This is a genomic window from Acinetobacter sp. NIPH 284 (assembly GCF_000369425.1).
Lineage (GTDB): Bacteria > Pseudomonadota > Gammaproteobacteria > Pseudomonadales > Moraxellaceae > Acinetobacter.
In genome coordinates this window covers 1,073,175-1,098,984 of record NZ_KB850011.1, presented here as the reverse complement: position 1 = coordinate 1,098,984, position 25,810 = coordinate 1,073,175, and the positions used below count along the sequence as shown (strand labels likewise).

24 protein-coding genes and 1 pseudogene are annotated in these 25,810 nt (G+C 39.8%); 10 read left to right on the top strand and 15 right to left on the bottom strand.

Annotation, left to right across the window (positions count from 1 at the left end):
- Positions 1 to 9: 9 nt before the first annotated feature.
- The 8 genes from F908_RS11190 to sdsA all read right to left on the bottom strand — a co-directional run bounded on the left by F908_RS11190 (position 10) and on the right by sdsA (position 10,657).
- Positions 10 to 447, bottom strand: a complete 438-nt coding sequence (locus F908_RS11190; protein WP_005161833.1) for a YbjQ family protein — start codon at positions 445 to 447, stop codon at positions 10 to 12.
- 8 nt (positions 448 to 455) lie between these two features.
- The gene (locus F908_RS11185; protein WP_005161831.1) at positions 456 to 806 is read right to left on the bottom strand and encodes a YbjQ family protein; all 351 of its coding nucleotides are present in this window, start codon (positions 804 to 806) and stop codon (positions 456 to 458) included.
- A gap of 109 nt (positions 807 to 915) precedes the next feature.
- The gene (gene adeK, locus F908_RS11180; RefSeq protein WP_005161828.1) at positions 916 to 2,376 is read right to left on the bottom strand and encodes a multidrug efflux RND transporter AdeIJK outer membrane channel subunit AdeK; all 1,461 of its coding nucleotides are present in this window, start codon (positions 2,374 to 2,376) and stop codon (positions 916 to 918) included.
- A gap of 5 nt (positions 2,377 to 2,381) precedes the next feature.
- Positions 2,382 to 5,555: a multidrug efflux RND transporter permease subunit AdeJ gene (gene adeJ, locus F908_RS11175; protein WP_005161825.1), complete on the bottom strand. Its 3,174-nt coding sequence runs from the start codon at positions 5,553 to 5,555 to the stop codon at positions 2,382 to 2,384.
- Positions 5,556 to 5,567: 12 nt separating this feature from the next.
- A complete protein-coding gene (locus tag F908_RS11170; protein WP_005161823.1) occupies positions 5,568 to 6,824 on the bottom strand; it encodes an efflux RND transporter periplasmic adaptor subunit in 1,257 nt (418 codons plus the stop codon).
- Positions 6,811 to 7,461 (bottom strand): phosphatase PAP2 family protein, encoded by a 651-nt coding sequence (locus tag F908_RS11165; protein ID WP_005161819.1) that lies wholly within the window; start codon positions 7,459 to 7,461, stop codon positions 6,811 to 6,813. Before F908_RS11165 ends, F908_RS11170 begins: the two co-directional genes overlap by 14 nt.
- A 152-nt stretch (positions 7,462 to 7,613) precedes the next feature.
- On the bottom strand, positions 7,614 to 9,665 hold the full coding sequence (locus F908_RS11160; protein ID WP_005161817.1) for a site-specific recombinase: 2,052 nt from the start codon (positions 9,663 to 9,665) through the stop codon (positions 7,614 to 7,616).
- A gap of 14 nt (positions 9,666 to 9,679) precedes the next feature.
- The gene (gene sdsA, locus F908_RS11155; protein WP_005161816.1) at positions 9,680 to 10,657 is read right to left on the bottom strand and encodes an All-trans-nonaprenyl-diphosphate synthase; all 978 of its coding nucleotides are present in this window, start codon (positions 10,655 to 10,657) and stop codon (positions 9,680 to 9,682) included.
- A 449-nt stretch (positions 10,658 to 11,106) separates the two neighbouring features.
- On the opposite strand from sdsA, the gene rplU reads away from it, so the two are divergent.
- From rplU to F908_RS11115, 8 genes and pseudogenes are all read left to right on the top strand, one after another.
- Complete coding sequence (gene rplU / locus F908_RS11150; RefSeq protein ID WP_004664501.1) at positions 11,107 to 11,418, top strand: 50S ribosomal protein L21; 312 nt, start codon at positions 11,107 to 11,109, stop codon at positions 11,416 to 11,418.
- Between the two features lie 17 nt (positions 11,419 to 11,435).
- Positions 11,436 to 11,690 (top strand): 50S ribosomal protein L27, encoded by a 255-nt coding sequence (rpmA, locus tag F908_RS11145; RefSeq protein WP_004640422.1) that lies wholly within the window; start codon positions 11,436 to 11,438, stop codon positions 11,688 to 11,690.
- 198 nt (positions 11,691 to 11,888) lie between these two features.
- On the top strand, positions 11,889 to 12,587 hold the full coding sequence (gene lolA / locus F908_RS11140) for an outer membrane lipoprotein periplasmic chaperone LolA (protein WP_005161809.1): 699 nt from the start codon (positions 11,889 to 11,891) through the stop codon (positions 12,585 to 12,587).
- Positions 12,588 to 12,707: 120 nt separating this feature from the next.
- Complete coding sequence (locus F908_RS11135) at positions 12,708 to 13,472, top strand: RsiV family protein (protein WP_005161807.1); 765 nt, start codon at positions 12,708 to 12,710, stop codon at positions 13,470 to 13,472.
- Positions 13,473 to 13,589: 117 nt separating this feature from the next.
- Complete coding sequence (gene serS / locus F908_RS11130; RefSeq protein ID WP_005161804.1) at positions 13,590 to 14,861, top strand: serine--tRNA ligase; 1,272 nt, start codon at positions 13,590 to 13,592, stop codon at positions 14,859 to 14,861.
- A 66-nt stretch (positions 14,862 to 14,927) separates the two neighbouring features.
- Positions 14,928 to 16,301 carry a siroheme synthase CysG gene (gene cysG / locus F908_RS11125; RefSeq protein ID WP_005161800.1) on the top strand — a complete coding sequence of 458 codons (1,374 nt, stop codon included), beginning with the start codon at positions 14,928 to 14,930 and terminating at the stop codon, positions 16,299 to 16,301.
- Between the two features lie 79 nt (positions 16,302 to 16,380).
- Positions 16,381 to 16,851, top strand: coding sequence for a tRNA (cytidine(34)-2'-O)-methyltransferase (locus F908_RS11120; protein ID WP_005161796.1), 471 nt, complete (start codon positions 16,381 to 16,383; stop codon positions 16,849 to 16,851).
- A 41-nt stretch (positions 16,852 to 16,892) separates the two neighbouring features.
- Positions 16,893 to 17,219 (top strand): annotated as a pseudogene (locus tag F908_RS11115) (NADPH-dependent FMN reductase); the annotation flags it as partial.
- A gap of 53 nt (positions 17,220 to 17,272) precedes the next feature.
- On the opposite strand, the gene F908_RS11110 reads toward F908_RS11115, so the two are convergent.
- The 6 genes from F908_RS11110 to rpoD form a co-directional block, all read right to left on the bottom strand.
- Positions 17,273 to 18,676 (bottom strand): APC family permease, encoded by a 1,404-nt coding sequence (locus F908_RS11110; protein ID WP_171063565.1) that lies wholly within the window; start codon positions 18,674 to 18,676, stop codon positions 17,273 to 17,275.
- 253 nt (positions 18,677 to 18,929) lie between these two features.
- The gene (locus F908_RS11105; RefSeq protein WP_005161786.1) at positions 18,930 to 20,114 is read right to left on the bottom strand and encodes an iron-containing alcohol dehydrogenase; all 1,185 of its coding nucleotides are present in this window, start codon (positions 20,112 to 20,114) and stop codon (positions 18,930 to 18,932) included.
- A gap of 1 nt (position 20,115) precedes the next feature.
- On the bottom strand, positions 20,116 to 20,649 hold the full coding sequence (locus F908_RS11100; protein ID WP_005161783.1) for a hypothetical protein: 534 nt from the start codon (positions 20,647 to 20,649) through the stop codon (positions 20,116 to 20,118).
- Between the two features lie 81 nt (positions 20,650 to 20,730).
- Positions 20,731 to 21,384, bottom strand: a complete 654-nt coding sequence (lipB, locus tag F908_RS11095; RefSeq protein ID WP_005161781.1) for a lipoyl(octanoyl) transferase LipB — start codon at positions 21,382 to 21,384, stop codon at positions 20,731 to 20,733.
- A gap of 147 nt (positions 21,385 to 21,531) precedes the next feature.
- Complete coding sequence (locus F908_RS11090) at positions 21,532 to 21,819, bottom strand: YbeD family protein (protein WP_004664473.1); 288 nt, start codon at positions 21,817 to 21,819, stop codon at positions 21,532 to 21,534.
- A gap of 130 nt (positions 21,820 to 21,949) precedes the next feature.
- The gene (rpoD, locus tag F908_RS11085) at positions 21,950 to 23,833 is read right to left on the bottom strand and encodes an RNA polymerase sigma factor RpoD (RefSeq protein WP_005161779.1); all 1,884 of its coding nucleotides are present in this window, start codon (positions 23,831 to 23,833) and stop codon (positions 21,950 to 21,952) included.
- 350 nt (positions 23,834 to 24,183) lie between these two features.
- Between rpoD and F908_RS11080 the strand changes: the two genes are divergently transcribed.
- Both F908_RS11080 and F908_RS11075 read left to right on the top strand, forming a co-directional pair.
- Positions 24,184 to 24,384: a PA3496 family putative envelope integrity protein gene (locus tag F908_RS11080; protein WP_004664469.1), complete on the top strand. Its 201-nt coding sequence runs from the start codon at positions 24,184 to 24,186 to the stop codon at positions 24,382 to 24,384.
- A 76-nt stretch (positions 24,385 to 24,460) separates the two neighbouring features.
- Entirely contained in the window at positions 24,461 to 24,985 is a 525-nt protein-coding gene (locus F908_RS11075; protein ID WP_005161776.1) for a YecA/YgfB family protein, read from the top strand.
- A gap of 170 nt (positions 24,986 to 25,155) precedes the next feature.
- On the opposite strand, the gene tmpT is transcribed toward F908_RS11075, so the two are convergent.
- Positions 25,156 to 25,800, bottom strand: coding sequence for a thiopurine S-methyltransferase (gene tmpT, locus F908_RS11070; RefSeq protein WP_005161773.1), 645 nt, complete (start codon positions 25,798 to 25,800; stop codon positions 25,156 to 25,158).
- Positions 25,801 to 25,810: the final 10 nt, after the last annotated feature.

The following is a 25,810-nucleotide window of genomic DNA, read 5'->3' as shown; positions in this document are numbered from 1 at the left end:
TGCTCCCTTTTACTCATTTAAAATAGCCGTACCATAAGCAAATACTTCAACCATACCACCTTGCATACCTAATTCTGTGGTGCTGAGACGAACCCCCATAATATGGTTTGCGCCTATTCGATCTGCTTCTTGCTTGAGGCGGAGCATGGCTTCACGACGTGCACGTTCAACCACACTTTCATAACTGGTCAGGCGACCGCCGAAAAAGTTTTGAATATTGGCAAGTACGTATTTAAAGTAATCATGTGAGATGACGACATTGCTACTCACCAATTGCCCCTTTGCTGATGTTTCAATAAATCGATTGGTATCAATTCGAATATGGGCAAATTGTTTTTCTTTTTCATATAATTCACGTAAATGTTTTTGTTCGATATGACGACCAAATCCCCATCCGACTGAAAACAGAATCAAGAAAAGAATAACCTGAAAAATTAATCCACTCATAGACATACCTAAGCACTAAATGGATCAGGAAGTTTTGGTGTGATCGGTTGGACTACGACAGCTGTTCCATAGACAAAGAGTTCAGATGCACCTTGAGCGATATTTGAAGTCGAGAAGCGGATTCCAACAACAGCATTCGCACCCAAACTTCGCGCTTTATCAATCATACGTTGAGTTGCTTCTTGACGAGATTCTTCAAGTAATTCTGTATAACCTGTCAGTTCACCACCCACGATGTTTTTCAAACCAGCCATTAGGTCACGACCAACGTGTTTACTACGAACGGTGCTGCCATAAACAACATCTAACTGACGTAAAATAGTGTGCCCAGGCATAGATTCTAAACTGCTTAATAACATAGTATTTGTCTAAATCATTGATATGCTATCTTTGAAGATAAGAAAAATTTGCATGTGTTGCAATAAAAAAGCTCACCGAAGTGAGCTTTTAAACCGAAAATAATCAAAATTATTGAGCGGCGTGAATTTGTGCGCTAGATGGTTGTGGATTTACAGTTTCACTTGTATTGGCTTTTAAACCACCACCAAGCGTTTTATAGAGTTCCACTTGGCTATTTAAGTTCGCTTGTTGTAACAACAATAAACCTTGCTCAGCCGAATATGCTGAACGTTGCGCATCTAATACAGTTAAGTAACTATCAATACCTGCACGGAAGCGAGCATTAGAAAGTTTATAAGTCGTATTTGTTGCTTCAACTAAACGACGTTGAGCTGTTAAACGATCACCAATATTGGCACGCGTTGCAAGTGCATCATTCACTTCACGGAAAGCCGACTGTACTGACTTTTCATAGTTAGCAAGTGCAATTTTTTGATCCGTTTCAGAAATCTTCACATTCGCTTTGCGTGTACCCCAATCGAAGATTGGCATGTTAATACTTGGTCCAATAGACCATAACGCATTTCCAGACTTGAATAAATCACTCAAGTCAGTTGATGCATAACCTGCCGAACCAGTCAAACTAATGGTTGGGAATAATTGTGCTTTTGCTGCACCAATATTTGCACCAGCAGCACTCAGTTGATATTCGGCAGCTTTCACGTCTGGACGGTTATTTAACAAATCACTTGGTAAGCCTGCACTTAACGCATTTTGCTGGGTAATGCGAGTTACTTGTTGTTGAGGCAGCAAGTTCTGAGGAACAGGCTGACCAACAAGCAAGTTTAACAAGTTCTGCGCTTGAGCAATTTGTGTTTTGTAGTTAGCAACGTCATTACGTGCAGTTTCAACTGAAATTTGCGCTTGACGCACAGGAATTTCACTATCAATTCCGACATCGAAACGCTTTTTATTCAAGTTAAATGACTCTTGCTGTGCTTTGAGTGTTTGCTCTGCAAGTTTGAGTTGTGCACTAGCAAATGAATAATTCAACCAAGCTTGAGTGACTTGGCTGATTAAACTGATTTGCGTTGCATCACGTGAACTTTGAGTTGCTAGATAACTGTCTAATGCAGCATCTTTTAAGCTGCGTACGCGCCCCCAGAAATCAAGCTCATAAGAGGTGAGACCTAAACCAACTTGATAAGTTGAATAAGGATTATTCGGATCACGAGAAGGGCTGACTTGGCGCACAGCACTACCGCTTGCTCCGATTGTTGGCAATTGATTGTTTTCTGAGATTTGATATTGCTGTTGAGCTTTTTGGATATTCAATGCAGCAGTACGTAAATCGCGGTTATTAGCAAGAGCCAAATCAATGACCTGTAATAAACGTTGGTCAGCAAAAAAGTCTTTATAACCTTGTTCAGCAATTGATTTTCCAGAAGCATTACCATAAGACGCGTAGCTTTCAGGAGTATTTGTGCTCACAACAGGCTCTGGCCCGCGCATACTTTGGCAGGCAGCCAAAGAGAGCGCGAGTGCAGAGATTGCAATGCCACGACTGGAAATAGACCAAACAGTTTGCATCACGATCAATGCTCCTGAGTATTTAAAGTTTTAGGTTTGTACTTAAAGATACTACGAATCCACACGAAGAATACAGGGATGAAGAAGATACCTAAAAGTGTTGAAGAAATTACACCACCAAGTACACCATAACCGACTGAGTGCTGACTACCAGCACCTGCACCGCTTGCTAGGGCTAATGGTAAAACACCAAAACCAAAAGCAAGTGTAGTCATGATAATTGGACGTAAACGCATTTTTGCAGCATGTAAGGTTGCATCAAATAAATCTTCACCTTGCTCCTGCAATTCTTTAGCAAATTCTACAATTAAAATTGCATTTTTGGCAGAAAGACCTATGACTGCTACGATCGCGACTTGGAAGTAAATATTAAAGGACAGGTTTGGATCGCCTTTAATGACCATACCCAACCATGTCAATGTAAAGGCACCGATAATACCTAAAGGTACAACCAATAATACAGAAATCGGAATTGCCCAGCTTTCATATAATGCCGATAGACATAGGAATACAATCAATAACGAAAGAATGAGTAAAGGCAGGGTCTGATTACCAGAATCACGTTCTTCTAAAGATAATCCAGTCCATTCATAGTCGAAGCCTTGTAAGCCCATAGACGGTAACTTACCAATGATTTCTTCCATTGCCAACATCGCATCACCAGAGCTAACACCCGGTGCAGGAGTACCTTGAATGTTGACAGATGATACGCCGTTATAACGTTCTAAACGTGGTGAACCATACGTCCATTCGCCTTTAGCAAATGCTGAGAATGGAACCATTTGACCTTTGTTATTGCGTACATACCATTTGTTGAGGTCTTCTGGCATCATGCGAGTATCCGCTTCACCTTGGACATAAACTTTTTTGACACGACCACGGTCAACGAAATCATTGATATAAGAGCCACCCCAAGCCATGCTCATGGTGCTGTTAATATCACTAATACTGACACCCATCGCACCAGCTTGCGCTTGATCAACAGTGATTTTGTATTGAGGTGTATCTTCTTGACCGTTCGGACGAACACCTGCGAGACGTTTGTCTTGTGATGCCATACCTAAAATTGCATTTCTTGCCGCAATCAGTTTTTCATGGCCTTGACCACTGACATCTTTCAGCTGGATATTAAATCCTGATGATACGCCTAATTCTGGCATAGCAGGCAATTGTAATGGCATGATGTAAGAAGCATCTTTTACAATCATATTCAGTGCCATACCACGCTGAATAATCGCACCAATTTGTGATTCGGGTGTTGTACGTTCGCCCCAGTCTTTCAATTTAATGAAAGCGAGACCCGCATTTTGACCGACTCCAGTGAACGAGAAACCAGAAACGGTAAAGATCGAATCAACATGATCTTTTTCCTTATGCAGGAAGTAATCGGTCATTGTGGTAATAACTTTATCAGTACGTTCTAAGCTAGCGCTTGGCGGCAACTGAACTAAAGTCATAACTACGCCTTGGTCTTCTTCAGGTAAGAAAGAAGATGGCAACACTTTGTATAGACCAACCAAACCAGCAATCACTACGATATAAATGATCCCAGAGAAAATCTTATGATGGGTCATACGATTGACACCACCTTGATATTTTACTGATAGTTTATCGAAGCCACGGTTAAACCAACGGAAGAAGCGTGCAAAAATATTGTTGCTTTCTTGCTTGTTCGGATCATGTTGCTTTAACAAAGTCGCACATAGGGCAGGGGTAAACGTTAGTGCAACGATTAAAGATAAAATCATTGCAGTGACTAAAGTGATTGAGAACTGGCGATAAATAACCCCAGTTGTACCACCAAAAAATGCCATTGGTACGAATACCGCTGTTAATACACTGGTAATACCAATTAAAGCACCAGAAATTTGACTCATTGACTTTTCAGTCGCTGCTACAGGCTCCAAGTGCTCTTCTTGCATCACACGTTCGACGTTTTCTACTACAACGATCGCATCATCGACCAACAGACCAATCGCTAGTACCATTGCGAACATCGTCAGCGTATTGATCGAAAAGCCAAAAATATTAATGACAGCAAATGTTCCCAATACAACAACAGGAACCGCAAGGGTCGGAATGATTGTTGCGCGCCAGTTTTGTAAGAACAGGAACATCACGATAAATACTAACACCACAGCTTCAATCAGTGTATGAACTACACTTTCAATAGACAGCTTAATAAATGGCGTAGTGTCATACGCAAGTTTGTCTTTTAAACCACTTGGGTAGTTATTGCGTAGTTCAGATAAGCGCTTTTCAACGGCAGCAGCGGTATCAAGTGCATTCGCACCCGTTGCAAGTTTAATTGCAACACCACCTGCAGGATTACCATTGAATTTAGAATCAAATTGATAGTTATCAGAGCCTAATTCAACACGTGCAACATCGCTCAAACGAACTTGTGCGCCATCCGCAGTGTTTTTAAGGAAAATATTTCTAAATTGCTCAGGTGTTTGCAACATACTTTGTGCATTTACAGTCGCATTTAAAATTTGACCCTGAACTGCTGGAGCACCACCTAATTGACCTACTGCAACTTGAGCGTTTTGTGAACGTATAGCCGCAGCAACATCTGAAGGTGTGAGATTAAAGCTGGTAAGTTTCGCTGGATCTAACCAGATACGCATTGCATAAGAACCACCAAATACAGTGACCTCGCCGACACCTGCAACACGACTAAGTGGTTCAGAGATATTTGAGTTTACATAGTCTTTAATATCTGATGCAGATAAGCTGCCATCTGGCGAGTAAAATGCAACAACTTGCATAAAACTTGCACCAGACTTAGTCACTCGGACACCTTGACGTTGTACGTCAGCAGGTAACAGTGCTGTTGCTGATTGCAGTTTGTTTTGAACTTGTACTTGGGCGATATCAGGATCAATGCCTTGTTCGAAGTTTAAGTTGATCGATGCTTGACCATTACCCGCACTGTTTGAAGAGATATAACGCAAACCATCCAAACCATTCATTTGCTGTTCAATGATTTGAGTAACCGTATTCTCAACAGTCTGAGCTGAAGCACCTGGATATGTTGCAGAAATTGTCACCGTGGGCGGTGCAATTGTTGGGTATTGCGCAACTGGCATTTTGGTGAGGGTGAGAATACCCGCCAGCATAATCACCAACGCAATCACCCATGCAAAAATTGGGCGATGGATAAAAAATTGAGCCATGCAATCTACCCCTTAAGCTTGTGAAGTAGCTTTTTGTTCAGCTTTTGGTGAATTGACTTGCTTTTGTTCGCTTGCCTGAGGAGCAGCATTCTGACCTTGAGGTGCTTTCACTTGTGGTTGATAAGGCTTAGCAGAAACTTCTTGCCCTTCTTTGACCTTAGCAACACCATCGACTACAACTTTATCACCGACTTTTAAGCCTTCAGTCACAATCCAATCTTGACCTTTTACGCCGACTGTTGTGATAGGGCGAGTTTCAATTGCACCTTTCGCATTTACGATCAGTGCGATTGCTTGACCTGTTGGTAAGCGTGTAACAGCCGCTTGAGGAATCAAGTAAGCGTTCGGTAGAACTGCTTGAGAAATTTTTGCAGTTGCGTACATACCCGGTAATAACAGATGATTTGGGTTTGGGAATACCGCACGTAAAGTCACTGTACCAGTTTCTGGGTTAACGCTAGCGCCAGAGAATGCAAGTTGTCCTTCTAACGGATAATCAGAACCATCTTCAAGTGTAATTTTGACTCGAGTATTGTTGCTATTGTCTAAACTACCTTTGCTGAGTTGCTGACGCAGACGTAATAATTCAGCACTTGACTGATTGATATCAACATAGATTGGGTCAAGTTGTTGAATCGTCACTAATGGATCAGCTTGATTTGCTGTAACTAAAGCACCAGATGTTACTGATGAACGACTCGATTGTCCTGAAATAGGCGCTCGAACAGTTGAATAACCTAAATTAATTTCAGCATTTTTAAGTGCTGCTTTTGATGCTGCGACATCTGCTTCAGCGAGTTGAACTTGAGCATTGATATCATCATATTCTTGTTTAGAAACAGCATTAGTTCCAACCAATTGACGATAACGACCTTCTTTCACGCGTAGCGCATTTAGATTTGCTTGCTGACGCAATAAGGTTGCACGAGCACTATCAGCAGTTGCACGATTTGTATTCGCATCAATTTCATAGAGTGCTTGACCTGCTTGTACATAACTGCCTTCAGCAAATAAACGCTTTAAAATGACGCCGCCTGTTTGTGGACGAACTTCTGAAATTTGATATGCAGACGTTCGACCCGAAAGTTCTACGTTTTGTTCAACGCTTTGTGGTTGTGCAACGATGACACCGACTTCTGGAGGTGGCATTTTTTGTGCAGCAGCAGTTTGCTGTGCATTTTTAGGATCTTTGCTACAACCAACAAGCGCAATGCTTGTTGCTAATGCGCAAGCAGTCAGGGCAGGCGCCCAAAGCTTAGCCGACATCATTATTCCACCTCAATTTAGATTTCTTATCTAAAAACAAATTGTTGCTGAAATTGCTTTGATACAGCCAAAACCAAAGCAATGAAGTCCAAATCAACCCAATTCCCCAACCCGTGAGTACGTCAGTCGGAAAGTGAACCCCTGCGTAAACTCTAGATATCCCCATGAAAATAAACCATAACGTAGATACTAAAATGACACTAAGGCGATTTTTATGTTGCTGAAGCAATAACATCATTAAACTCGCAAGGGTTGCTGCATAAAGGCTATGGGCACTTGGGAATGATGCGCCATAGCTTTTAACCAAGTGATAAAACTCCAAGGGTCTTGGTCGATTAATACTCCATTTCAGAAGCCAACCAATCACAATACTTCCACCCATACTCAAAGTGATAAAAATCACATTCTTATAGTTTTTAATCCAAGTTTGATAAAGACACAAAAAAGTGGTTAAAAATAATAAAAATGGCATCCCACCTAACAGAGAAAGTATAATTGTCACGTGGTTAAGCGTCAATGAACGGTGTTCAAAAAAAGCTTGAACACTCAAAAGGTCTAAATTTGATGTGTTTGGAAAAATGAACCCAATCACACCCAATCCTAAAAAAAAGCAACCAATACAAAGCAGTAGGTACGGCATGCGAACCTCATTTTTTGCTTAACCATTGTTCAGGGTTGTCGAGTGTTTTGAAGTGTACTCGTGAGTACACTTTTGGTCAAGTCTTGAAATTTTATGATAATTTCATTTTTATATTTTTATAAGATTCATTAAAAAAACATAACAAAATTCGATTAATGTCTCACTTTTTGCTCAGTTTTATTTTGTTCTTCTAACTGTAGAGGTTGGCTAGGGGGCCAAAAAAAGTCACTTGGTCGAGTTAAGAAATGAGTCATCACTAATTTTGCGAGTGGTTTCCATTGAGCGAAGCGGACGCGACGGGCACGAAGTGCAACAATAATTGTCAACGTAAAGCTGACAAATAAGTTAGTCAGACCAATTAGCATAACCCCTAAAAAAGACACGATGATTAAACCAATATCAGGGCTACCGATGGTCATAAGACCTTGAATAAAATTGGCAGAGGCAAAGGCAATATGTCGAATATCTAAAGGTAAACCAAGAATAAAACCAATGGTTCCCATACTGCCAAGCATGATGCCAAAAAGAAAATTACCAGCCAAAGCCCCAAGATTGGTTTCAATATAATTGGCAAATTTATCTAAACGCTGTTGTCCCATCCAGCGTTTCAAACGATGGTGTTGTTTTAAACGAGGACCAACCTTTCGGTAGATGGCCAAATTATCGAAGTAGCCTGCAAGTAGTCCTGAGAAAAATAAGCATATTCCAGCAATTGCAGCATGGGGTACAGCTAACGAAGTAAATGGATTTAGATCATGTAAGGTTTTGGTTGCTTTTGTTGATGAAAGCAAAGGTTCATGTAGATTGTATTGCCATAAAAAAGTAATTAAAGCTGCTACTGGTATAGCAATCGAAATGTTACCGAGGATTGCAATAAATTGAGTTCGAATAATGTTGATAATCAGAGCAGCTAATTCAGCAATTTGGGCTGTTTTACTGCCTTTTTGGTGTTGTACTGTTGCGGCAAGTGCTGCCGCTGTCATCGCGGGTTGTTTAGTCGCAACGGTAAAGTGTAAGACATGGATAAGCATGAAGCCTAATGCATAATTCATACTATATAAAAAAGCATGTGTAAAAGGTGCGAGCACTAAACGAGCAGTTAAAATCTTTAAAGTGGCCATCATTGCGATAATTGCACCAGCACCTGCTGCTGCTTTATACATACCCAAAAATCCAGCTCTATCAGTGCTTACATAATGTTCACCTGTTTTACTCGCATTTTCAGTGACCTGTAATGCAACCAGTTCGCTGGTTGAACTGAGTAAATGACGAACACTTTTTTCATCATAATGTGCCTTGGTGAAGTCAGTAAGTAATTCACCTAATGCAAGATGGCGTATCTCATTTTTACTTGCCAATAAGCTCAATAAAAGTTCAATACGATCAATTGCTTGCTCAAGTAGAGACAATAAATAGGTTAAGCTAACACTCACACCAATACGTTTAGTTGCACGGCGAATTTTGAGTACGACTTCACGGCATTGATCTAGCATTACAAATGCCTGAGAAGCATCAGGTGGTGGCATTACAACAACTGCATCTTGATCATCAATTTGTTTTTTATATTTCTCGATGAATTCAACAATTTCTCGATTTTGAACTAAGAAGGGAGATTCATATTCAATAATATCTGGCTGAGCATTAATAAATTCAGGATATAAACCTATACCACTGATGCGATAAGACAAAACGGTAATCGCCTTGATGAGCTCATTTTTAGAAATTTGTTTTTCAACCGTATTACTTTGGCTTTCGGCTAACAGATTAAATAAAGTGATCCAGTCTTGATTCTCAATCAGATCAAGCCATTGGCTATCTGTTTCTTGGTAAAATACTTTTCCAATAAGAGTCTTTAACTGCTGACCATCTTCAACCAATGGAAGAAAGTGCGCACCAAGGCGTTGACTCAGTTGATTCCAAAAACCATCTAATGAAAGAATACCACTATCAGCATATAAGCTAATCTGTTTGTACTGGCTAATCAGTTTGAGTAAGAAGTTTTGTAATAGGAGCGCAGACGTCGGCGTCAATAATAATATTTTGATGAAGCCCTGAATCTGTTGTTTAACTTCGTCCGCGTCCTTTGGATTTTTTGGCCGTAAGCGGTTAATTAATTCAATGATAATATTTTCATCTAAAACAGCTTGGTTTTGATCAAGCTGTTCCTGCATTTTTAAAAATAAATCAGATAAAGTTAAATGCATAGGCACTCATAAAGTTATTGAAGTCGATGTAAGGCCATTAAGGTCAAATTAATCAGTGCTTGGCGATATTCATTATCTGGTAGCGCTTTAAGCGCTTCTAAAGCTGCATCCGTTTCTTGTTTGGCACGTTTTTGACAGTAGTCTAAGCCGCCTGAGTTGTGAACAATTTCAATGACTTTGTCCAAATGCTCGATACCACCTGTCGCGATACTGCGACGAATAATCGCATGATCATCTCCAGTTGAATGAGCTAATGCTGAAATTAACGGTAAAGTTGGTTTACCTTCCATTAAATCATCACCAATATTTTTACCTAATGTGTCGGCATCAGAGGTGTAGTCCAAAATATCATCAATAATCTGAAAGGCATTGCCAAAATGGCCAGCAAAACGGCGTAGTGGCTCACGATATTCTTCTCTGCCCGCCAGAATTGCCGCGCCTTCAGTTGCCAGTTCAAACAGGCGTGAGGTTTTACCATGAATAATTCTGAGATAGGTTTCTTCAGTGGTGTCTGGCTGGTGCTGGGCCTGAAGCTGTAAAACCTCGCCTTCCGCAATCTCACAGGTTCCTGTTGAGAAGTCCTTGAGCAAAGTGATGTTGTTTAAATCCACCAGCAAATCAAAGGCCCGTGCTATCAGGAAGTCACCCACCAGAACGGCGGTCTGATTGTTCCATGTTGCATTTGCGGTTGGACGACCACGGCGTAAGTTGGATTCATCAACGACATCATCATGCACCAATGTTGCAGTGTGTAGCATTTCGATAATTGCCGCTAAATGTTGGGCATGTTGCATGTTTGCGACGCCGCAAGCACGAGCAGCAAGTAAACACATGATTGGGCGCATACGTTTACCGCCAGCTTCAACAACATGTTTACTCACCGACATAACAAGACCAACTTTAGAACTTATACCTTCATTGATCAGGTGATCCATCGCAGCAAAATCTGTCGCAACAGGGGAGAGAATGTCTTGCTTGAAATCGATAACCATATGAAGGAAAACCTCGTATAGGTGGATAATGTTGCCAAGTGTATCAATTAATTTATTGCTAAACAGTTATACAAGTCATGTAATCTGTGATTTACAACAAGACGGTGAGTTTTTTGGTCTTAATTTAGCCAAATAAAGGCAATTCTCTATAAACCGATATCACTCTACTTATGACTTGATAAAAACACAGTTTGTTATTGTCGCAATTTGTTTTTAAAAATGTATTTCAAATTTTGATCAGAATCAATCAAAACAAGCCGACATCAATCTAATTGATTTCATTAAAAAATCCAAGCAACTTATCAATATCTCTGCATTTGTGCAAAATGACTTGTTGTTTGATCAATTTTCACTTAAAATTTGTCCCCTTGTATAACCCCAGTGGCGTTCGTTTTAAGCTCGGTATATCCCTTTATCGACACGACGACACGGGTATGTTGGAGTACATTATGTACGCAGTAATCCAAAGCGGTGGTAAACAGCACCGTGTTGTTGAGGGTGAAACCCTTAAAGTAGAATTGTTGAAAGCAGAAACTGGTTCAACTATTACGTTTGATGACGTATTAATGGTTGTTAACGGTGACAGCATTCAAATCGGTGCTCCAGTAGTAGCTGGCGCAAAAGTAACTGCAGAAGTAGTTGGCCATGGTCGTCACGACAAAATCCGCATCATCAAAATGCGTCGTCGTAAACACTACCGTAAGCAACAAGGTCACCGTCAATGGTTTACCGAGTTGAAAATTACTGGTATCGCAGGCTAACTCAGGAGTAAATAGACATGGCAACTAAAAAAGCCGGTGGATCGACGAAGAACGGTCGTGATTCGAATCCTAAGATGTTAGGTGTTAAAGTTTACGGTGGTCAAACTGTAACTGCTGGTAACATCATCGTTCGTCAACGTGGTACAGAATTCCACGCTGGTGCAAATGTTGGTATGGGTCGTGACCATACTTTATTTGCTACTGCTGACGGCGTAGTAAAATTTGAAGTGAAAGGTCAATTTGGCCGTCGCTATGTAACTGTTGAAGCTTAAGCTTTAATGGTTCAGAAAAACCCGCTTTTAGCGGGTTTTTTTATATTTACAATCTCTACATAAACGCTGTAACTTCATACATAATGCAGACCTTTGCGACACGAATTACACAAAACCAATGCTTTTCTTCATTTTTTAAATGATCAAAAACAGTAAGATGTCGTCATAACAGTAAAAATCTGATAGAAGGTTCATTTTATGAATTTCGTAAAAAAAATCGCTTATGCAACAACTTTAAGTGTAGCTACACTTGCTCCTGTTGTGAGTAGTCAGGTATTTGCTGCACCTGTGGCTGCATCGACTCAGCAGGCGACGAATAGTTTGGTTCAACAACTCTCTGGCTTACAAAGATTCACAGCAGATTTTGAACAAAGTACCAAAGTAGCTGCGAGTAATAAAGCAGTTCAGAAAAAAGGTTTAACTGCACAACATATGAACCAGACTTTTAAAGGTTCAATGAAAGTTGAACGACCTGGAAAGTTTTATTGGGAAACCACAAGTCCTGCTAAACAAACGATTGTGACTACAGGTAAAGTCGTCTGGATTTATGATCCTGATCTTCAACAGGCAGTACGTCAAAGTTTGGATGATCAAATTGCGAATACCCCAGCGCTTTTACTGTCAGGGAATACCAATCAGATTATGCAATCTTACAGAGTAACGCAGCCTAATCGTAGTAAGCTTTATTATACTTTGTATCCAAAACAAGAGGATGGAGCATTTCAAAGTTTAACGATTAGTTTTGGTGCAAATAAGGCACCTAACTTGATGGTCTTACAAGATTCTTTAGGTCAAACAACGAATGTTCGATTTACTAATGTAAAAGTTAATCCAACTATTCCTGCATCAGTATTTAATTTCACGCCACCGAAAGGTACGGATATTATTGATCAGTAATATTCTAAATACTCAAAGAGCTGCAATTACTGTGGCTCTTTGAGGTGAAATGTAGATACATTTCTTAATTTCATCTATAGGCAAGGCTTTGTATAGTGAAGAAAAACATCAGAGGCTTGCATGACGATGAACTTTACACAATTATCAAAAATTATTCCGCTTCTTCCTATCCTGACAGTTATTGCATTAACAGGTTGCCAACCTAAAAAAGATACAACTAATGAAAAGGACAAAGTAGATATTCCACTCATTCAAGCGAAAGTTATTGCAGTCAAAATACCCAAACAAAAAGTCTGTTTAGAAGATGGTTGTACCAAGTATGATTTACAAAATGTTGAAACCAATCAAAAATGGATTGATGAATATTTTCTTAATCGTATGAAAAAAGCAGAGCCGAATGCCTTTGCCAATATTGCCGACCAGAAAGTCAAGCTGCCAGCCGATGAACCATCACTCAGTGAAAGTAGTACCTATGTACGTTTTGTAGGGCAAAATTATAATTTGGCGACTTTCGCAATTCAGACTTATTCATATTCAGCTGGTGCTGCGCATGGTATGTCACATCAAGAATTTGTGAATTTTGATTTGTCGAATAAGAAACATATTACTGTTGCAGAGTTGTTGAAACCCGAAATGAATCAAAAACTTCGTGATGAGTTATATGCTGCTAATCAAAACTGGTTAGATGATCACCAAATTAAGAAAGATCAATTGCAAGTCAGTGATAATTTTTATTATGGAGTCAATGGGATCGTGTTCGTCTATCCATTGTATGAGTTGGCTTCATATGCAGAAGGGATGAGCGAATTAACTTTACCGTATTATTCAGCCAAAAAATTTATCAAGTCTGAATATTTACCAAGCTTACCGAAAGAGCCAAATTAGTTGTTAGTCAGCATCTAAACATTGTTTATAGATGCTGATAGTTTATTGCCAATCGCTGTATTTTTTTAGGTTAAAGCCTTACACTATAGCCAGTTTTTTCTCTATTCATGATTGATTATGATCGACCCAAAATTACTCAGAAATAATATTGAAGCAGTGAATGCTGCTTTAGCAAAACGTGGTATTCAGCTTAATGTACAAGAATGGGCTGACTTAGAAGTTCGCCGTAAAGATTTACAATCCAAAGCTGAAAATTTACAGGCTGAACGTAATGCTGGTGCAAAACAAGTTGGTCAAATCAAAAAATCGGGCGGAGATGCATCTGAAATTATGGCACGTATGGCTGCCATTGGAGATGAAATCAAAGCTGCTGAAGTTGCGCTTGCTGAGTTGCAAACTGAACTAGAGCAGAAGTCACTAGCCATTCCAAATTTGCCAGATGAGTCTGTGCCTGAAGGGAAAGATGAAAGCGATAATGTTGAAATCTTAAAGTGGGGCACACCACGCCAATTTGATTTTGAGATCAAAGATCATACCGATCTTGGTGAGTGGATGGGTGGGCTTGAGTTTGAAACAGCAACCAAATTAACAGGTTCACGTTTTAGCGTACTCAAAGGTCCTTTGGCACGTCTACAACGCGCTTTGACGCAGTTTATGTTAGATACGCATACGCTCAAAAATGGTTATACCGAGGCTTATGTTCCTTACTTAGTTAATGCAGATAGTTTACGTGGTACAGGTCAGCTGCCTAAATTTGAAGAAGACTTATTCAAGTTGCAAGGTGAAAAAGAATATTACTTGATCCCGACCGCAGAAGTGCCAGTAACAAACTTTGTGCGTGACGAAATCTTAGATGCAGATCGTTTACCACTTAAATACGCAGCACATACACCATGTTTCCGTAGCGAAGCAGGTTCTTATGGTCGTGATACCCGTGGTTTGATTCGTCAACATCAGTTCGATAAGGTCGAAATGGTGCAAATTTCAAAACCAGAGCACTCAATGCAGGCGCTTGAAGAACTAACTGCACATGCAGAGGGCATTTTGCAGGCATTAGGCTTACCATATCGTAAAATTTTGCTCTGTGGTGGTGATATGGGTTTTGGTGCAACCAAAACTTATGACTTAGAAGTATGGGTGCCAAGCCAAAATACCTATCGTGAAATCTCAAGTTGCTCAAACATGGGCGATTTCCAAGCACGACGAATGAAAGCACGCTACCGCGTAGATCAGAAGAAGATCGAATTGGTGCATACGTTGAATGGTTCAGGTTTAGCTGTAGGTCGTACTTTGCTTGCAGTGATGGAAAACTATCAACGTGCGGATGGTTCGATTGAGATTCCTGAAGTTTTACGTCCATATATGGGCGGTATTAGTTATATCGACTAAAATGCATCGAATTTGTGCATAGTTTTTGCTTTAGCTCAATCAGATCTAAAAATATAGAGGCGTATCGTGGAAATTTTCCCAATCTCTTTAAAGTTGCAGCAGCAACGTTGCCTGATTGTGGGTGGTGGGCATATTGCCTACCGCAAAGCAAACTTGTTAGTCAAAGCTGGTGCGATTATTGATGTGATTGCACCAGAGATTGAGCCTGATTTGCAACAATTAGTTGAGAAGTCACAGGGTCAATATATTCAAGCCCCTTTTTCTGTAAATATTTTAGCAACGCCTTATCGCCTAGTGATTGCAGCGACAGATCAGCCTGATGTGAATAAAGCTGTCTTTGAGCAATGTGAGATACGTAATCTTCTCGTCAATAGCGTGGATGATATTCCAAATTGTCGTTTTATGGTGCCTGCAATTATTGATCGGTCACCACTCGTTATTTCTGTGGCTTCAAATGGAGCTTCGCCTGTTTTATCACGTCAAATTCGTACACAGTTAGAAAGTTCTATTCCTCATGGTATGGGTAAATTAGCTGAGTTTTCTGGTCAATGGCGTAAACAGGTGAAAGAAAAAATTGCGAATCCAGATGAGCGTCGTATCTTTTGGGAAAACTTATATGCAAGCCCACTAAAAGAACAAGTCTTTAATGACAATCTTGAGGTGGCAAATAATTTAATTGAACAAGCCTTAACAGAATGGACTGCACCGAAAGGTGAAGTCTATTTAGTGGGTGCGGGTCCTGGTGATCCAGAGTTGCTGACTTTAAAAGCATTACGCTTGATGCAACAAGCTGATGTGGTGATTTATGATCGTTTGGTCTCTGCACCGATCTTAGAATTGTGCCGCCGTGATGCTGAAAAGATTTATGTCGGTAAAGCACGTTCTAATCATTCAGTCCCACAAGATGGTATTAATGCTTTGTTGGTTGAATATGCACAAAAAGGTAAGCGTGTTTGCCGCTTAAAAGGTGGTGATCCATTTATTTTTGGGCGTGGTGGTGAAGAGATTCAAGAATTAGTTGAAGCTGATGTTACATTTCAAGTTGTGCCGGGTATTACAGCGGCGTCAGGGTGTTCTGCTTATGCAGGTATTCCACTCACACATCGTGATTACGCACAAAGTGTACGTTTTTTAACAGGACACCTTAAAGAAGGATCACCAGAACTTCCTTGGAAAGAGCTAGTCTATGAAAACCAAACTTTGGTGTTATATATGGGCTTAGTCGGTTTAGAACGCATTTGTGAGCAACTGATTGCTCATGGCCAGCGTCCAAATATGCCAGTTGCGCTTATTTCCAAAGGTACTACGCCAGATCAAAATGTGGTGGTTGGAACTTTAGCGGATATAGCGACCAAAGTATCTGAGCATCATATCGTAGCACCGACTTTAACCATTATTGGTGAAGTAGTCAGTCTGCGTGAACAGTTAAAATGGCAATAAAATTTCCTTTATGGCGTTGTCGTCATTCCAGATCTATTGAATAAATAGATCTGGAGAATTTGAATAGTAGAGAAAATTTGTGATTCATGTTGTCCTATACGAACCAGAAATACCTGCAAACACAGGTAATATTATTCGTTTGTGTGCCAATACAGGTGCTCAATTGCATTTAGTGAGACCTTTAGGTTTTGAACTAGACGATAAGAAATTGAAGCGAGCAGGTTTGGATTACCACGAATGGGCAAGAATGCAAATTTGGGACAATATCGAACTCTGTCTTGCCGATTTAAAAAACAAAGGTGTTGAGCATGTTTTTCCACTGACCACGAAAGGTACAGCGACACCGCATACCGTCGATCTTAATCGTCCAGTTGCTTTGTTGATGGGGCCTGAAACTCGTGGTTTACCTGAACAAGTGCGTTTAATGTTCCCACAAGAGCAATGGATTCGTCTGCCAATGGCTGAAAATTCAAGAAGTTTAAACCTCTCTAACGCAACCGCCGTGATTGTCTATGAAGCGTGGAGACAACAGGGTTTTAAACAACTTTAGTTCCTTGGGTTAGAGATCACCATACGGGCTTGCAACAACTAAGGTTATGGTTCACACGTGGTTGGCAAGATAAAGTTTTTGCAGGCCTTACAAACAGTGCGAGTTTAAATGGTGATAAACAAGTGACGTTGATTCAATTACAAACCTTAGTTTCTCAGCATGGTGGTATTTGGGTGAGTTTAGGTTTACTTCCAGCCAATACCAAAGCCGCAAAACGCGAAGATGTGAATAATTTAGGCGGTTCTGTTGGTTTACTGGTTCAATCACCTTCTGATGCGAGTGTAGATGAGATTCCAACAGGGGACTTAGAAACAGCGAAGCTGTATGCGGAACGTGTTAAATCAATTGTTGAAAAACTGCATAGCTAAGTTTTTGAGTTAATAAAAAGGCGCATTTAGCGCCTTTTTAGATTTAGATGATTTTATTCGTGTTCATTGTGTTGAGGTGCATTATATTTAAAGCCTTTGGTTTTATAGCCTAAATATAAAACACCAAACATTGCCCACCATAAACCGTATTTTAATGCTGTATCTTCAATTTCTAGCCACATAGCGAAGACACTCAGGAAGCCACAAAGAGGAATGATGACAAAGTTTAAAATATCTTTGAAATTCTTTGTACGGCCATCACGTAATGCATAGCGAGAAATCACTGAGAGATTTACAAAAGTAAATGCAATCAAAGCACCAAAGCTGATCATTGAAATCACAACATCCAAACTCATAAAACCAGCGCTTAATGCGACCAATCCTACAATGATAATATTATAAGATGGGGTATATGTTTTATGGCTAATATGGCCGAAGATTTTCTTGTTAATCACACCGTCCCGACCCATCACATACATCAGACGTGATACGCCTGCATGGGCAGAAATCCCTGATGCCATGACCGTCACAATCGCAAAGGCAAGCACATAGGACTGGAATAACGAACCACCCACCAGCAACAGGATGTCAGGTTGGGTTGCGGCGACGTCCTCAAAATAAGTTTTAGGATCATTCGGAAAGTAAATTTGCATAAAGTAGGTGCTGATAATAAAAATTACACCTGCGAATAATGCAGTCAAGAAAATCGCTTTTGGTAAGGTCTTTTCAGTATCTTTGGTTTCTTCTGCTAGAGAGCTTAGCGAGTCAAAACCTGTAAATGAAAAGCACAGTAAAGTCGCACCTGTAATTAACGCGCCAATAGAGGTTAGCTCATTCCAGAACGGTTGTAAGCTCCAAAGTTGATAGCGTGTTTCTGCAGTAATTGGACCTTCTGCGTTATACCCCATTTGTAGTTTGTTATAAACCAAATAGGTGAATACACCGATGACGATCAGTTGAACTAAAACAATCAAGCTATTAAAGTTTGCAACAAAACGAGCGCCACGCAAGTTGATGCCAGTCATAAAGGCAGTCAGGATAATCACCCAGACCCAATGGTTTACATTTGGAAATAAGGCATCCAGATAGATTCCCGCCAAGATGATATTGACCATCGGTGATAGTAAATAATCGAGCCAAGAAGACCACCCCACCATAAAGCCAACATTTGGGTGGATTGATTTTTGAGCGTAAGTATAAGCCGATCCAGAAGATGGATAACGGCGAATCATGTGCCCATAGCTTAGCGATGTAAACAAAATCGCAATCAATGCCACAATGTAAGAGGTAGGAACGTGGTGATGACTTTCTTCTGATACCAGACCGAAAGTGTCAAACAAGGTCATCGGTTGAATATAAGCCAAACCAATAATGATAATGTGCCAGAGACCTAGCGTTTTTTGCAGTTTAGCTACCGATGGAGTCCCAGAAATATTTGTCAACGGCGTTATCCTCATAATCGTTGATCAAAGATCAGCTATGGTTTTAAGGGTCATTTGAGACAAAAATAACCCCTGCTACAAAAAAAAGAAGTGCGCCAATTTATCGTAATTTATTATAAATTGTCAGTACTTTTATGCTTCTTTTAGCAATTTTTTTGCCAATTCGCCAAAGAAATAGATGAATAAAGATTCATTTAAAATGGCAAAGCCCCGATAACGAGATTATATCGGGGCTTTGAAAGTTAAATTATTTATTTAACTTAATGAATTACCATGCTTTTTGCAATATTGCACGAAGATCTTCTAAATTCGCTTCTTTTGGGTTGTAAATGATTGAACCATCATTTAAGGCTTTTTCAGCAACTTCGTCTAACTGCGCTTCTGTCACTTTACCCGTTTCACGTAAAGTACGTGGAAGTTTAGTAAGCGTGAATAAACGATCACGCATGGTTAAAATAGTTGCAATGGCTTTTTCTGCTCGCAGATGAGCAGGTGTCTGTGCATAAATATCTGCACCTGCAAGTGGAAGCAATAATTCACCAATCTTAGCACCATTGACTTCTTTGTTGTATTCAAGCACATATGGCAAGAATAAGTTCATGCAAAGACCATGGGGTAGGTGAGCCACCGCACCCAGAGCATGGCCAAGTGAGTGAACCAGACCAACCATTGAATTAGAGAATGCGATTCCCGCCATAGTTGATGCTTGAGCAAGCTCTAAACGACCTTGTGCATCACTTGGATTGTCTAAAACTTTGAATAAGTTTTCACTAATTTTCTTGATGCCAGCACTTGCATAAGCATCGCTTAAAGGATTCGCTGCTAAGCATGTATAAGCTTCAACACAGTGAGTGAGTGCATCCATACCTGTCATTGCGGTTAGGTGTGGTGGCAATGTTTGTGTCATGCGCGGATCAAGAATCGCTGCATGTGGCATGAGATAGTAAGAAGCAAATGCAAGTTTGACATTTTTTTGCGTATCAGAAACGACAGCAACCATAGTTGCTTCAGAACCTGTACCAGACGTTGTCGGAATCACGAAGAATGGTTTTAATGGTTTTGGTAGGTTATGCGCACCTGAGTATTGCAATAAATCATCGCCACCTTCTGAAACTAAAATATTAGTTGCTTTGGATGTATCAATAACCGAACCACCACCAATCGCAATAATCGCATCACATTTTTTTTCACGATACAGTTGTGCTGCTGCACGTACTACTTCCAAGCTTGAATCAGGTGGAACGTCATCAAAAATTGCACCAATTACAGCATCTGTTGTGCTAAAAGCAGCTTCAATTGGGCTGAGTAGACCATTTGCACGTACGCCTTTATCGGTAATGATCATTGGGCGTTTTGAACCAAGAGTCGCAAGTTCAAAAGGGATGTGCTCTAACGCAGCATTACCAGCAATTACCTTTACAGGACAAAAAAATTCGTAATAAGGCTTAGCCATGTTATGCGCTCCGTTTGAAATATGATTGTGCGACTTTGAGGTAGATATTTTTTGCGCCAGTGAATTTTTCTTTGAATGTTAATTCAGCTGGATAACGTTTCACAGCAAGTGAGGCAATTAATTTAGGTAGAATTAACGCTTCCATTTTATTTAAACAACGCACTAAGCGAATGGCACTTGAAACATCACCATCAGCAATCATACGGTCATTGGCAAATGCTTGAGCAGTACTTTCTTGGAAAGAAAATACCAGAAAAGCATGAGTTAAATGTTTGAAGGTAATTGTTAAATCGGGTTTGCCTTTATAGTTGGATAAAAGCTCTAATTGTTTTTCTTCGGTCACTCGTGCAATAAATGCAGGACCATTTGGGAAAACATTCATTGAAAGTATAAAGCCAACTGGAAATTTAGAGACTTCCTGTTGTACTTCGTCATCCACTTGGCTTGCCATTACTAAACCACGACCGACGACATCCATCATGAGTTTTACGTAGGCAAATTGCAAAGTGGGCTTCACTGCTTTGGTCGAAATCACTCGCGTATCCCTTGTTAAAATTATGCAAAAGCAAATTTAGAGTAATTACTCTAATTTATTTCTTTGGAATTTAAAAGTAGTTTATTCAGATTTGACTATAAGGTCATGAAAGAAATTCGTATTTTGTAAATAGCGAATAAAATCATGACAAAGTTGCTCAAAGCTTGGGTAATCTTCAAGCAAGTCTTGCAAGCGTACCATTTCTAAACCTGCGTATCCACAAGGATTAATGGTTTGAAAGCCTGTTAAATCACAATCAATATTTAAGGCTAAACCGTGGTAACTACGACCACGGCGAATTTTAAAACCTAAAGACCCGATTTTACGACCATCAACATAGACTCCTGGCGCATCAGGCTTAGCGTAAGCATCAATGTTGTATTGTTTCAGCAAGTCAATCATGGCTTGTTCAGCAAAGCTGACTAGAGTTCGAACATGCCATTTCAAACGGTTTAAATCTAATAGGAAATAGGCAACGAGTTGACCCTTACCATGCCAAGTGACCTGTCCCCCGCGATCAGTATGGACAACTGGAAGGCTGCTGTGCGTAAGGATATGTTCAGCTTTGCCTGCTTGCCCTTGAGTCAAAACATCTTGATGTTGTAATAACCAAACTTCATCGGGTGTGGTTTCATCACGATTGGTTGTGAAGTCTTTCATTGCTTCAAAACGAGCTGTGTAGTCTTGTAGATCATTGAAACAACGAATGATTAAAGTAGGTTTTACAGAGCTCATTACAATAAAATTTCCTTTGCAGCTTTAAAGAGATAAGTGGTTGAATTATGTAATTATTTAAGTTGGATAAATAGGGGTGATCTAAAAGTCGTACGTTATTTTTTATTAAAAAAAATCCAAAACACTTTCGTATTTTGGATTTCTTATTTAAAGCGCTGTCTTAATTAAAGGGCAGGCTGCAAGATCAGCATATAGCGCATGAACTTGTTCTAACTCTTCAAAGCGTAATTGTGCGGTTAAAGAGTGGTATTTACCTGTACGTGAAGGTTGTACTTTTACTGTACCACCATCGAATTCAGGGAAGTGCTTCTGCAAAATATCAACAACAGCCACTCGAAGTTCATCCCCTGCATTACCAATCAATTTGATTGGATAGTCCATCGGGAAAACCCAAAGATGTTCTTGTAATTCACGAGAAGGAGTGCGGTCTAACATGAGCAACCTCTTTAATTTGAAACGCCCGCATCAGTGCAGGCGCTTATGATCTAATAACTAAATGGGGATGAAGTACTTAACTTCAAGTCATGAACGAGGGCTTTGACCATCGTTCAAACTTTCCCAATAATTAGTCATTTTCCAAGAATGAACGTAAATGTTCAGAGCGAGAAGGGTGGCGAAGTTTACGTAACGCTTTCGCTTCAATCTGACGGATACGTTCACGTGTTACGTCAAACTGTTTACCCACTTCTTCTAAAGTATGGTCGGTTGGCATATCGATACCAAAACGCATTTTTAAGACTTTAGCTTCACGTTCTGTTAAGTTTTCAAGCACTTCACGTGTCGCTTCTTTTAAACCTTCTGAGGTCGCAGCATCGACTGGAGATGTGATGTTCGAGTCCTCAATGAAGTCACCAAGATGCGAATCTTCATCATCACCGATCGGTGTTTCCATCGAAATCGGTTCTTTTGCGATTTTAAGTACTTTACGAACTTTAACCTCGTCCATTTCAAGACGCTCACCTAATTCTTCAGGTGTCGGTTCACGTCCCATTTCTTGAAGAAGTTGACGTGATACACGATTGATCTTGTTAATCGTTTCAATCATGTGGACTGGGATACGAATAGTACGCGCTTGATCGGCAATTGAACGAGTAATCGCCTGACGAATCCACCAAGTTGCATAAGTCGAGAATTTATAACCACGACGATATTCAAACTTGTCTACAGCCTTCATCAAACCGATGTTACCTTCTTGAATCAAATCAAGGAATTGTAAGCCACGGTTAGTGTATTTCTTCGCAATTGAAATAACCAAACGTAAGTTTGCTTCAACCATTTCTTTCTTGGCACGACGTGCTTTCGCTTCACCAACTGCCATACGTTTAGAGATATCTTTGATATCTTTTACGTTCAAACCAAGGTCTTTCTCAATATCGGCAATTTTCTGTTGGAATGCCAATACGTCAGGGCGCACTTTTTCTAAATGTGCTTTGGTTTCAGCAGGGGCTTTTGCGATTTGTTCATCTAACCAAGCTGGATTTGACTCTTGTTCAGGGAAGGTTGTACGGAATTGATTACGATCCATACGACCACGACGCACTGCATAACGCATGATTTCACGTTCGTTGGTACGAATTTGCTCATGTGTGCCACGAATCATTTCTGAAATGATGTCAAATAAACGTGGTGTGAATTTGAACATCATAAAGACAGCAGCTAAAGCTTCTAGTGCAGCTTTTGCTTCGTCACTATTGCGACCATGTTTTGCTACAATTGCTTTTGTATCATTCCAAGCAGCTTCTAGTTCAGAAAAACGAACTTTGGCGATTTCAGGATCTGGACCTGAATCACCTTCAGAATCATCATCACCTTCAGATTCTTCGTCTTCGTCATCATCGTCAAGTTTTACATCTTTCGTCGCAGGTGAAGCGCTTTCAGCTTCTTCAAGTTCTGCTTCTTCTTCCAGTACTTCTGGAATGTCATCATCAGTTTCTGGGTCTAAATAGCCAGAAAGAATATCGGCAAGACGACGCTCACCTGTTAAAAAGTCATTATATTCTTGTAAAACGACTTCAACAGCATTTGGCCAATAAGCAATTGAATGTAAAACGTCACGAATACCTTCTTCGATACGTTTTGCAATGCTAATTTCGCCTTCACGCGTTAAAAGTTCAACTGTCCCCATTTCACGCATGTACATACGTACAGGGTCAGTGGTACGACCAGGCTCGCTTTCAACCGATGCGAGTACGGCAGCAGCTTCTTCTTCAGCGACTTCGTCCGCAGCTTCAGTAGACTCACCAAACATGGTGTCATCAGTTTCTGGCGCACGTTCATGCACTGGAATACCAACGTCTTGAAGCATCTGGATGATGTCTTCAATCTGCTCACTTTCCGTAATTGAGTCTGGTAGATGATCGTTAACCTCAGCGTAAGTTAAGTAACCTTGTTCTTTGCCTCGGCTAATCAGAGCCGCTACTTGCGAAGTAGGGGAATTCATATCGCTCATCTTTGCTTACTCTTTTGTTGAATCTGTGGCGGTGAAAAACCGTGCATGATAGCACAATTCACGAGGAATGTTTTGGATTTGATCCGCTAGCTTTAAATAAAAAATAGGTTGGATTGAACTGTAGTTTCTTGGATATTGGGGTGTGTCATAATTTTTCAAGCAGAGAATTCCTATTCAAGAATTTTTTCATTTGTACAATTGTTAGAATATAAATACACAAAAAAAACGATGAAAAAAAGTACAAAACACCATTTTATAGTAAAAAAATCAAATAAAACTTGACAAGGTTTGATAAGACGGATAAATAGCGGCTAGACCCATTTATATTTTTTCATTTAGAGGTACTGTTAGTGTCTTCTACAGATTTCGAATTAGATGATGATAACTACGGTGAGGATGATGTTGGTTTTGATGAGTCATCAGGCAAAATCAGTGCCAAAGAATCATTAGAAAAGCGCCGTTTGATTGATGATCTACTCGCTCAACGCCGTTTAGAACGAGAATTAAAAGATTTCGATTATGATTTCGACGACGATGATTTGGATGACTAAAGTGAAGCAAAATTGCTAAGACTTTATGTTTGAAAATGTTATGCTGTTGCCGTGTATTTAAAATTTGGATCATAAAATGAGCACATTAGATTTAGACTTATTGAGTAATTTTCTTGACGGTGATCAAAATGAGCACGGTTTAGATTTTGCAGCGACTCATGGCTTTTTGTGTGCTATTGCGGTTGGTCCAAAATTTGATCGTTGGTTGGATGAGCTTTTTGAGAGTAATCAAAAGAAAGTTCCTAGTGAAATCATTGAACAAATCAAAGCTTGGTTAGAGTCTATTCGCCAAGATTTAGCCAATGAAAACGGAATTGAATTCCCTTTTGAAATTGAAGAAGCAGATGTTGACTCAAGTTTAGGTGATTGGAGCGTTGGTTTTGTTGATGCAATGTTCTTAAATGAAGAGGCATGGTTTGCTCCAGAGTTTGAAGAACAATTGGTTGATTTAACTTTACCAATTATGGTGTTTAGTGGCATTGATGAAGAAGATCCACAAATGGAATCTTTCCGCCGCAATGGTCAATTGATGGATGAATTAGCAGAAGAAATTCCTGATAATTTGAACGAAATTTATCTTATGTATCACACGCCAGCGTGATGCTATATCTTATGTGGTTATAAAAGTAATGCATAATTTGACACCAAATTAAATATTAAACGTCCTTTAGAGGACGTTTTTTATATCTCGTTTGGGAGTTAAGGTTTTTGTGATTGAGGAAGCATCAAGTGGAGATCACTATTCAATGTTTTTATATTTCTCTTCGCTATTTAATCTATTTGTGGTGATTTGCCCAGAGACCAAACATTTTCATAGGCGATTACTTTACCCTTAAGATTCTCTGTTATCGTTTCCAATAATTTAATTTGATAATGCGTTGCATAATGCTCAGTTAATTCATGTTCAGGAACGGAGAATGGTGGTCCTTTAAGTGAGTTTTGATCATATTCAAGGCTAATTAATAGCTGAGGTGCTTGTTTTGTAATGTCTAACAAATGTTGTGTGTATTGGCTTCGCATTTGCGGTGGAAGAGCGATTAGGGCAGCTCGATCATAAACAGCATCTACATCACCAAGTTGTTGTGTTGTTAACTGGAAAAAATCACCAACGAATAATTCAATTTGAGGATGTTGATAGTGAGTCAATTCACCTGATTGTGCCTCTTTAAAGCTCAATCCTAAATTTGAAATAAGATCTTGGATTGCAATAGGGCTAAGATCAATACCAACTATTTGATAACCCTGATTTATTAGCCAGCTTATATCTAAACTTTTACCACAAAGTGGAACAAAAATACGAGCATGAGGCTTTAAATCTAATGATCTAAAATATTGGGTGAGTAGGGCGTGAGGTTGGTCTTGATGAAAACCAATATTATTGTTTTGCCATTTGTCATGCCAAAAATCATGTTGCATTATTTGAACC

Bases quoted from the DNA above. Each gene is read 5' to 3' on its own strand.
- F908_RS11190 (WP_005161833.1), bottom strand. From the start codon at position 447: ATGAGTGGATTAATTTTTCAGGTTATTCTTTTCTTGATTCTGTTTTCA.
- F908_RS11185 (WP_005161831.1), bottom strand. From the start codon at position 806: ATGTTATTAAGCAGTTTAGAATCTATGCCTGGGCACACTATTTTACGT.
- adeK (WP_005161828.1), bottom strand. From the start codon at position 2,376: ATGCAAACTGTTTGGTCTATTTCCAGTCGTGGCATTGCAATCTCTGCA.
- adeJ (WP_005161825.1), bottom strand. From the start codon at position 5,555: ATGGCTCAATTTTTTATCCATCGCCCAATTTTTGCATGGGTGATTGCG.
- F908_RS11170 (WP_005161823.1), bottom strand. From the start codon at position 6,824: ATGATGTCGGCTAAGCTTTGGGCGCCTGCCCTGACTGCTTGCGCATTA.
- F908_RS11165 (WP_005161819.1), bottom strand. From the start codon at position 7,461: ATGCCGTACCTACTGCTTTGTATTGGTTGCTTTTTTTTAGGATTGGGT.
- F908_RS11160 (WP_005161817.1), bottom strand. From the start codon at position 9,665: ATGCATTTAACTTTATCTGATTTATTTTTAAAAATGCAGGAACAGCTT.
- sdsA (WP_005161816.1), bottom strand. From the start codon at position 10,657: ATGGTTATCGATTTCAAGCAAGACATTCTCTCCCCTGTTGCGACAGAT.
- rplU (WP_004664501.1), top strand. From the start codon at position 11,107: ATGTACGCAGTAATCCAAAGCGGTGGTAAACAGCACCGTGTTGTTGAG.
- rpmA (WP_004640422.1), top strand. From the start codon at position 11,436: ATGGCAACTAAAAAAGCCGGTGGATCGACGAAGAACGGTCGTGATTCG.
- lolA (WP_005161809.1), top strand. From the start codon at position 11,889: ATGAATTTCGTAAAAAAAATCGCTTATGCAACAACTTTAAGTGTAGCT.
- F908_RS11135 (WP_005161807.1), top strand. From the start codon at position 12,708: ATGACGATGAACTTTACACAATTATCAAAAATTATTCCGCTTCTTCCT.
- serS (WP_005161804.1), top strand. From the start codon at position 13,590: ATGATCGACCCAAAATTACTCAGAAATAATATTGAAGCAGTGAATGCT.
- F908_RS11110 (WP_171063565.1), bottom strand. From the start codon at position 18,676: ATGAGGATAACGCCGTTGACAAATATTTCTGGGACTCCATCGGTAGCT.
- F908_RS11105 (WP_005161786.1), bottom strand. From the start codon at position 20,114: ATGGCTAAGCCTTATTACGAATTTTTTTGTCCTGTAAAGGTAATTGCT.
- lipB (WP_005161781.1), bottom strand. From the start codon at position 21,384: ATGAGCTCTGTAAAACCTACTTTAATCATTCGTTGTTTCAATGATCTA.
- F908_RS11090 (WP_004664473.1), bottom strand. From the start codon at position 21,819: ATGTTAGACCGCACTCCTTCTCGTGAATTACAAGAACATCTTTGGGTT.
- rpoD (WP_005161779.1), bottom strand. From the start codon at position 23,833: ATGAGCGATATGAATTCCCCTACTTCGCAAGTAGCGGCTCTGATTAGC.
- F908_RS11075 (WP_005161776.1), top strand. From the start codon at position 24,461: ATGAGCACATTAGATTTAGACTTATTGAGTAATTTTCTTGACGGTGAT.
- tmpT (WP_005161773.1), bottom strand. From the start codon at position 25,800: ATGCAACATGATTTTTGGCATGACAAATGGCAAAACAATAATATTGGT.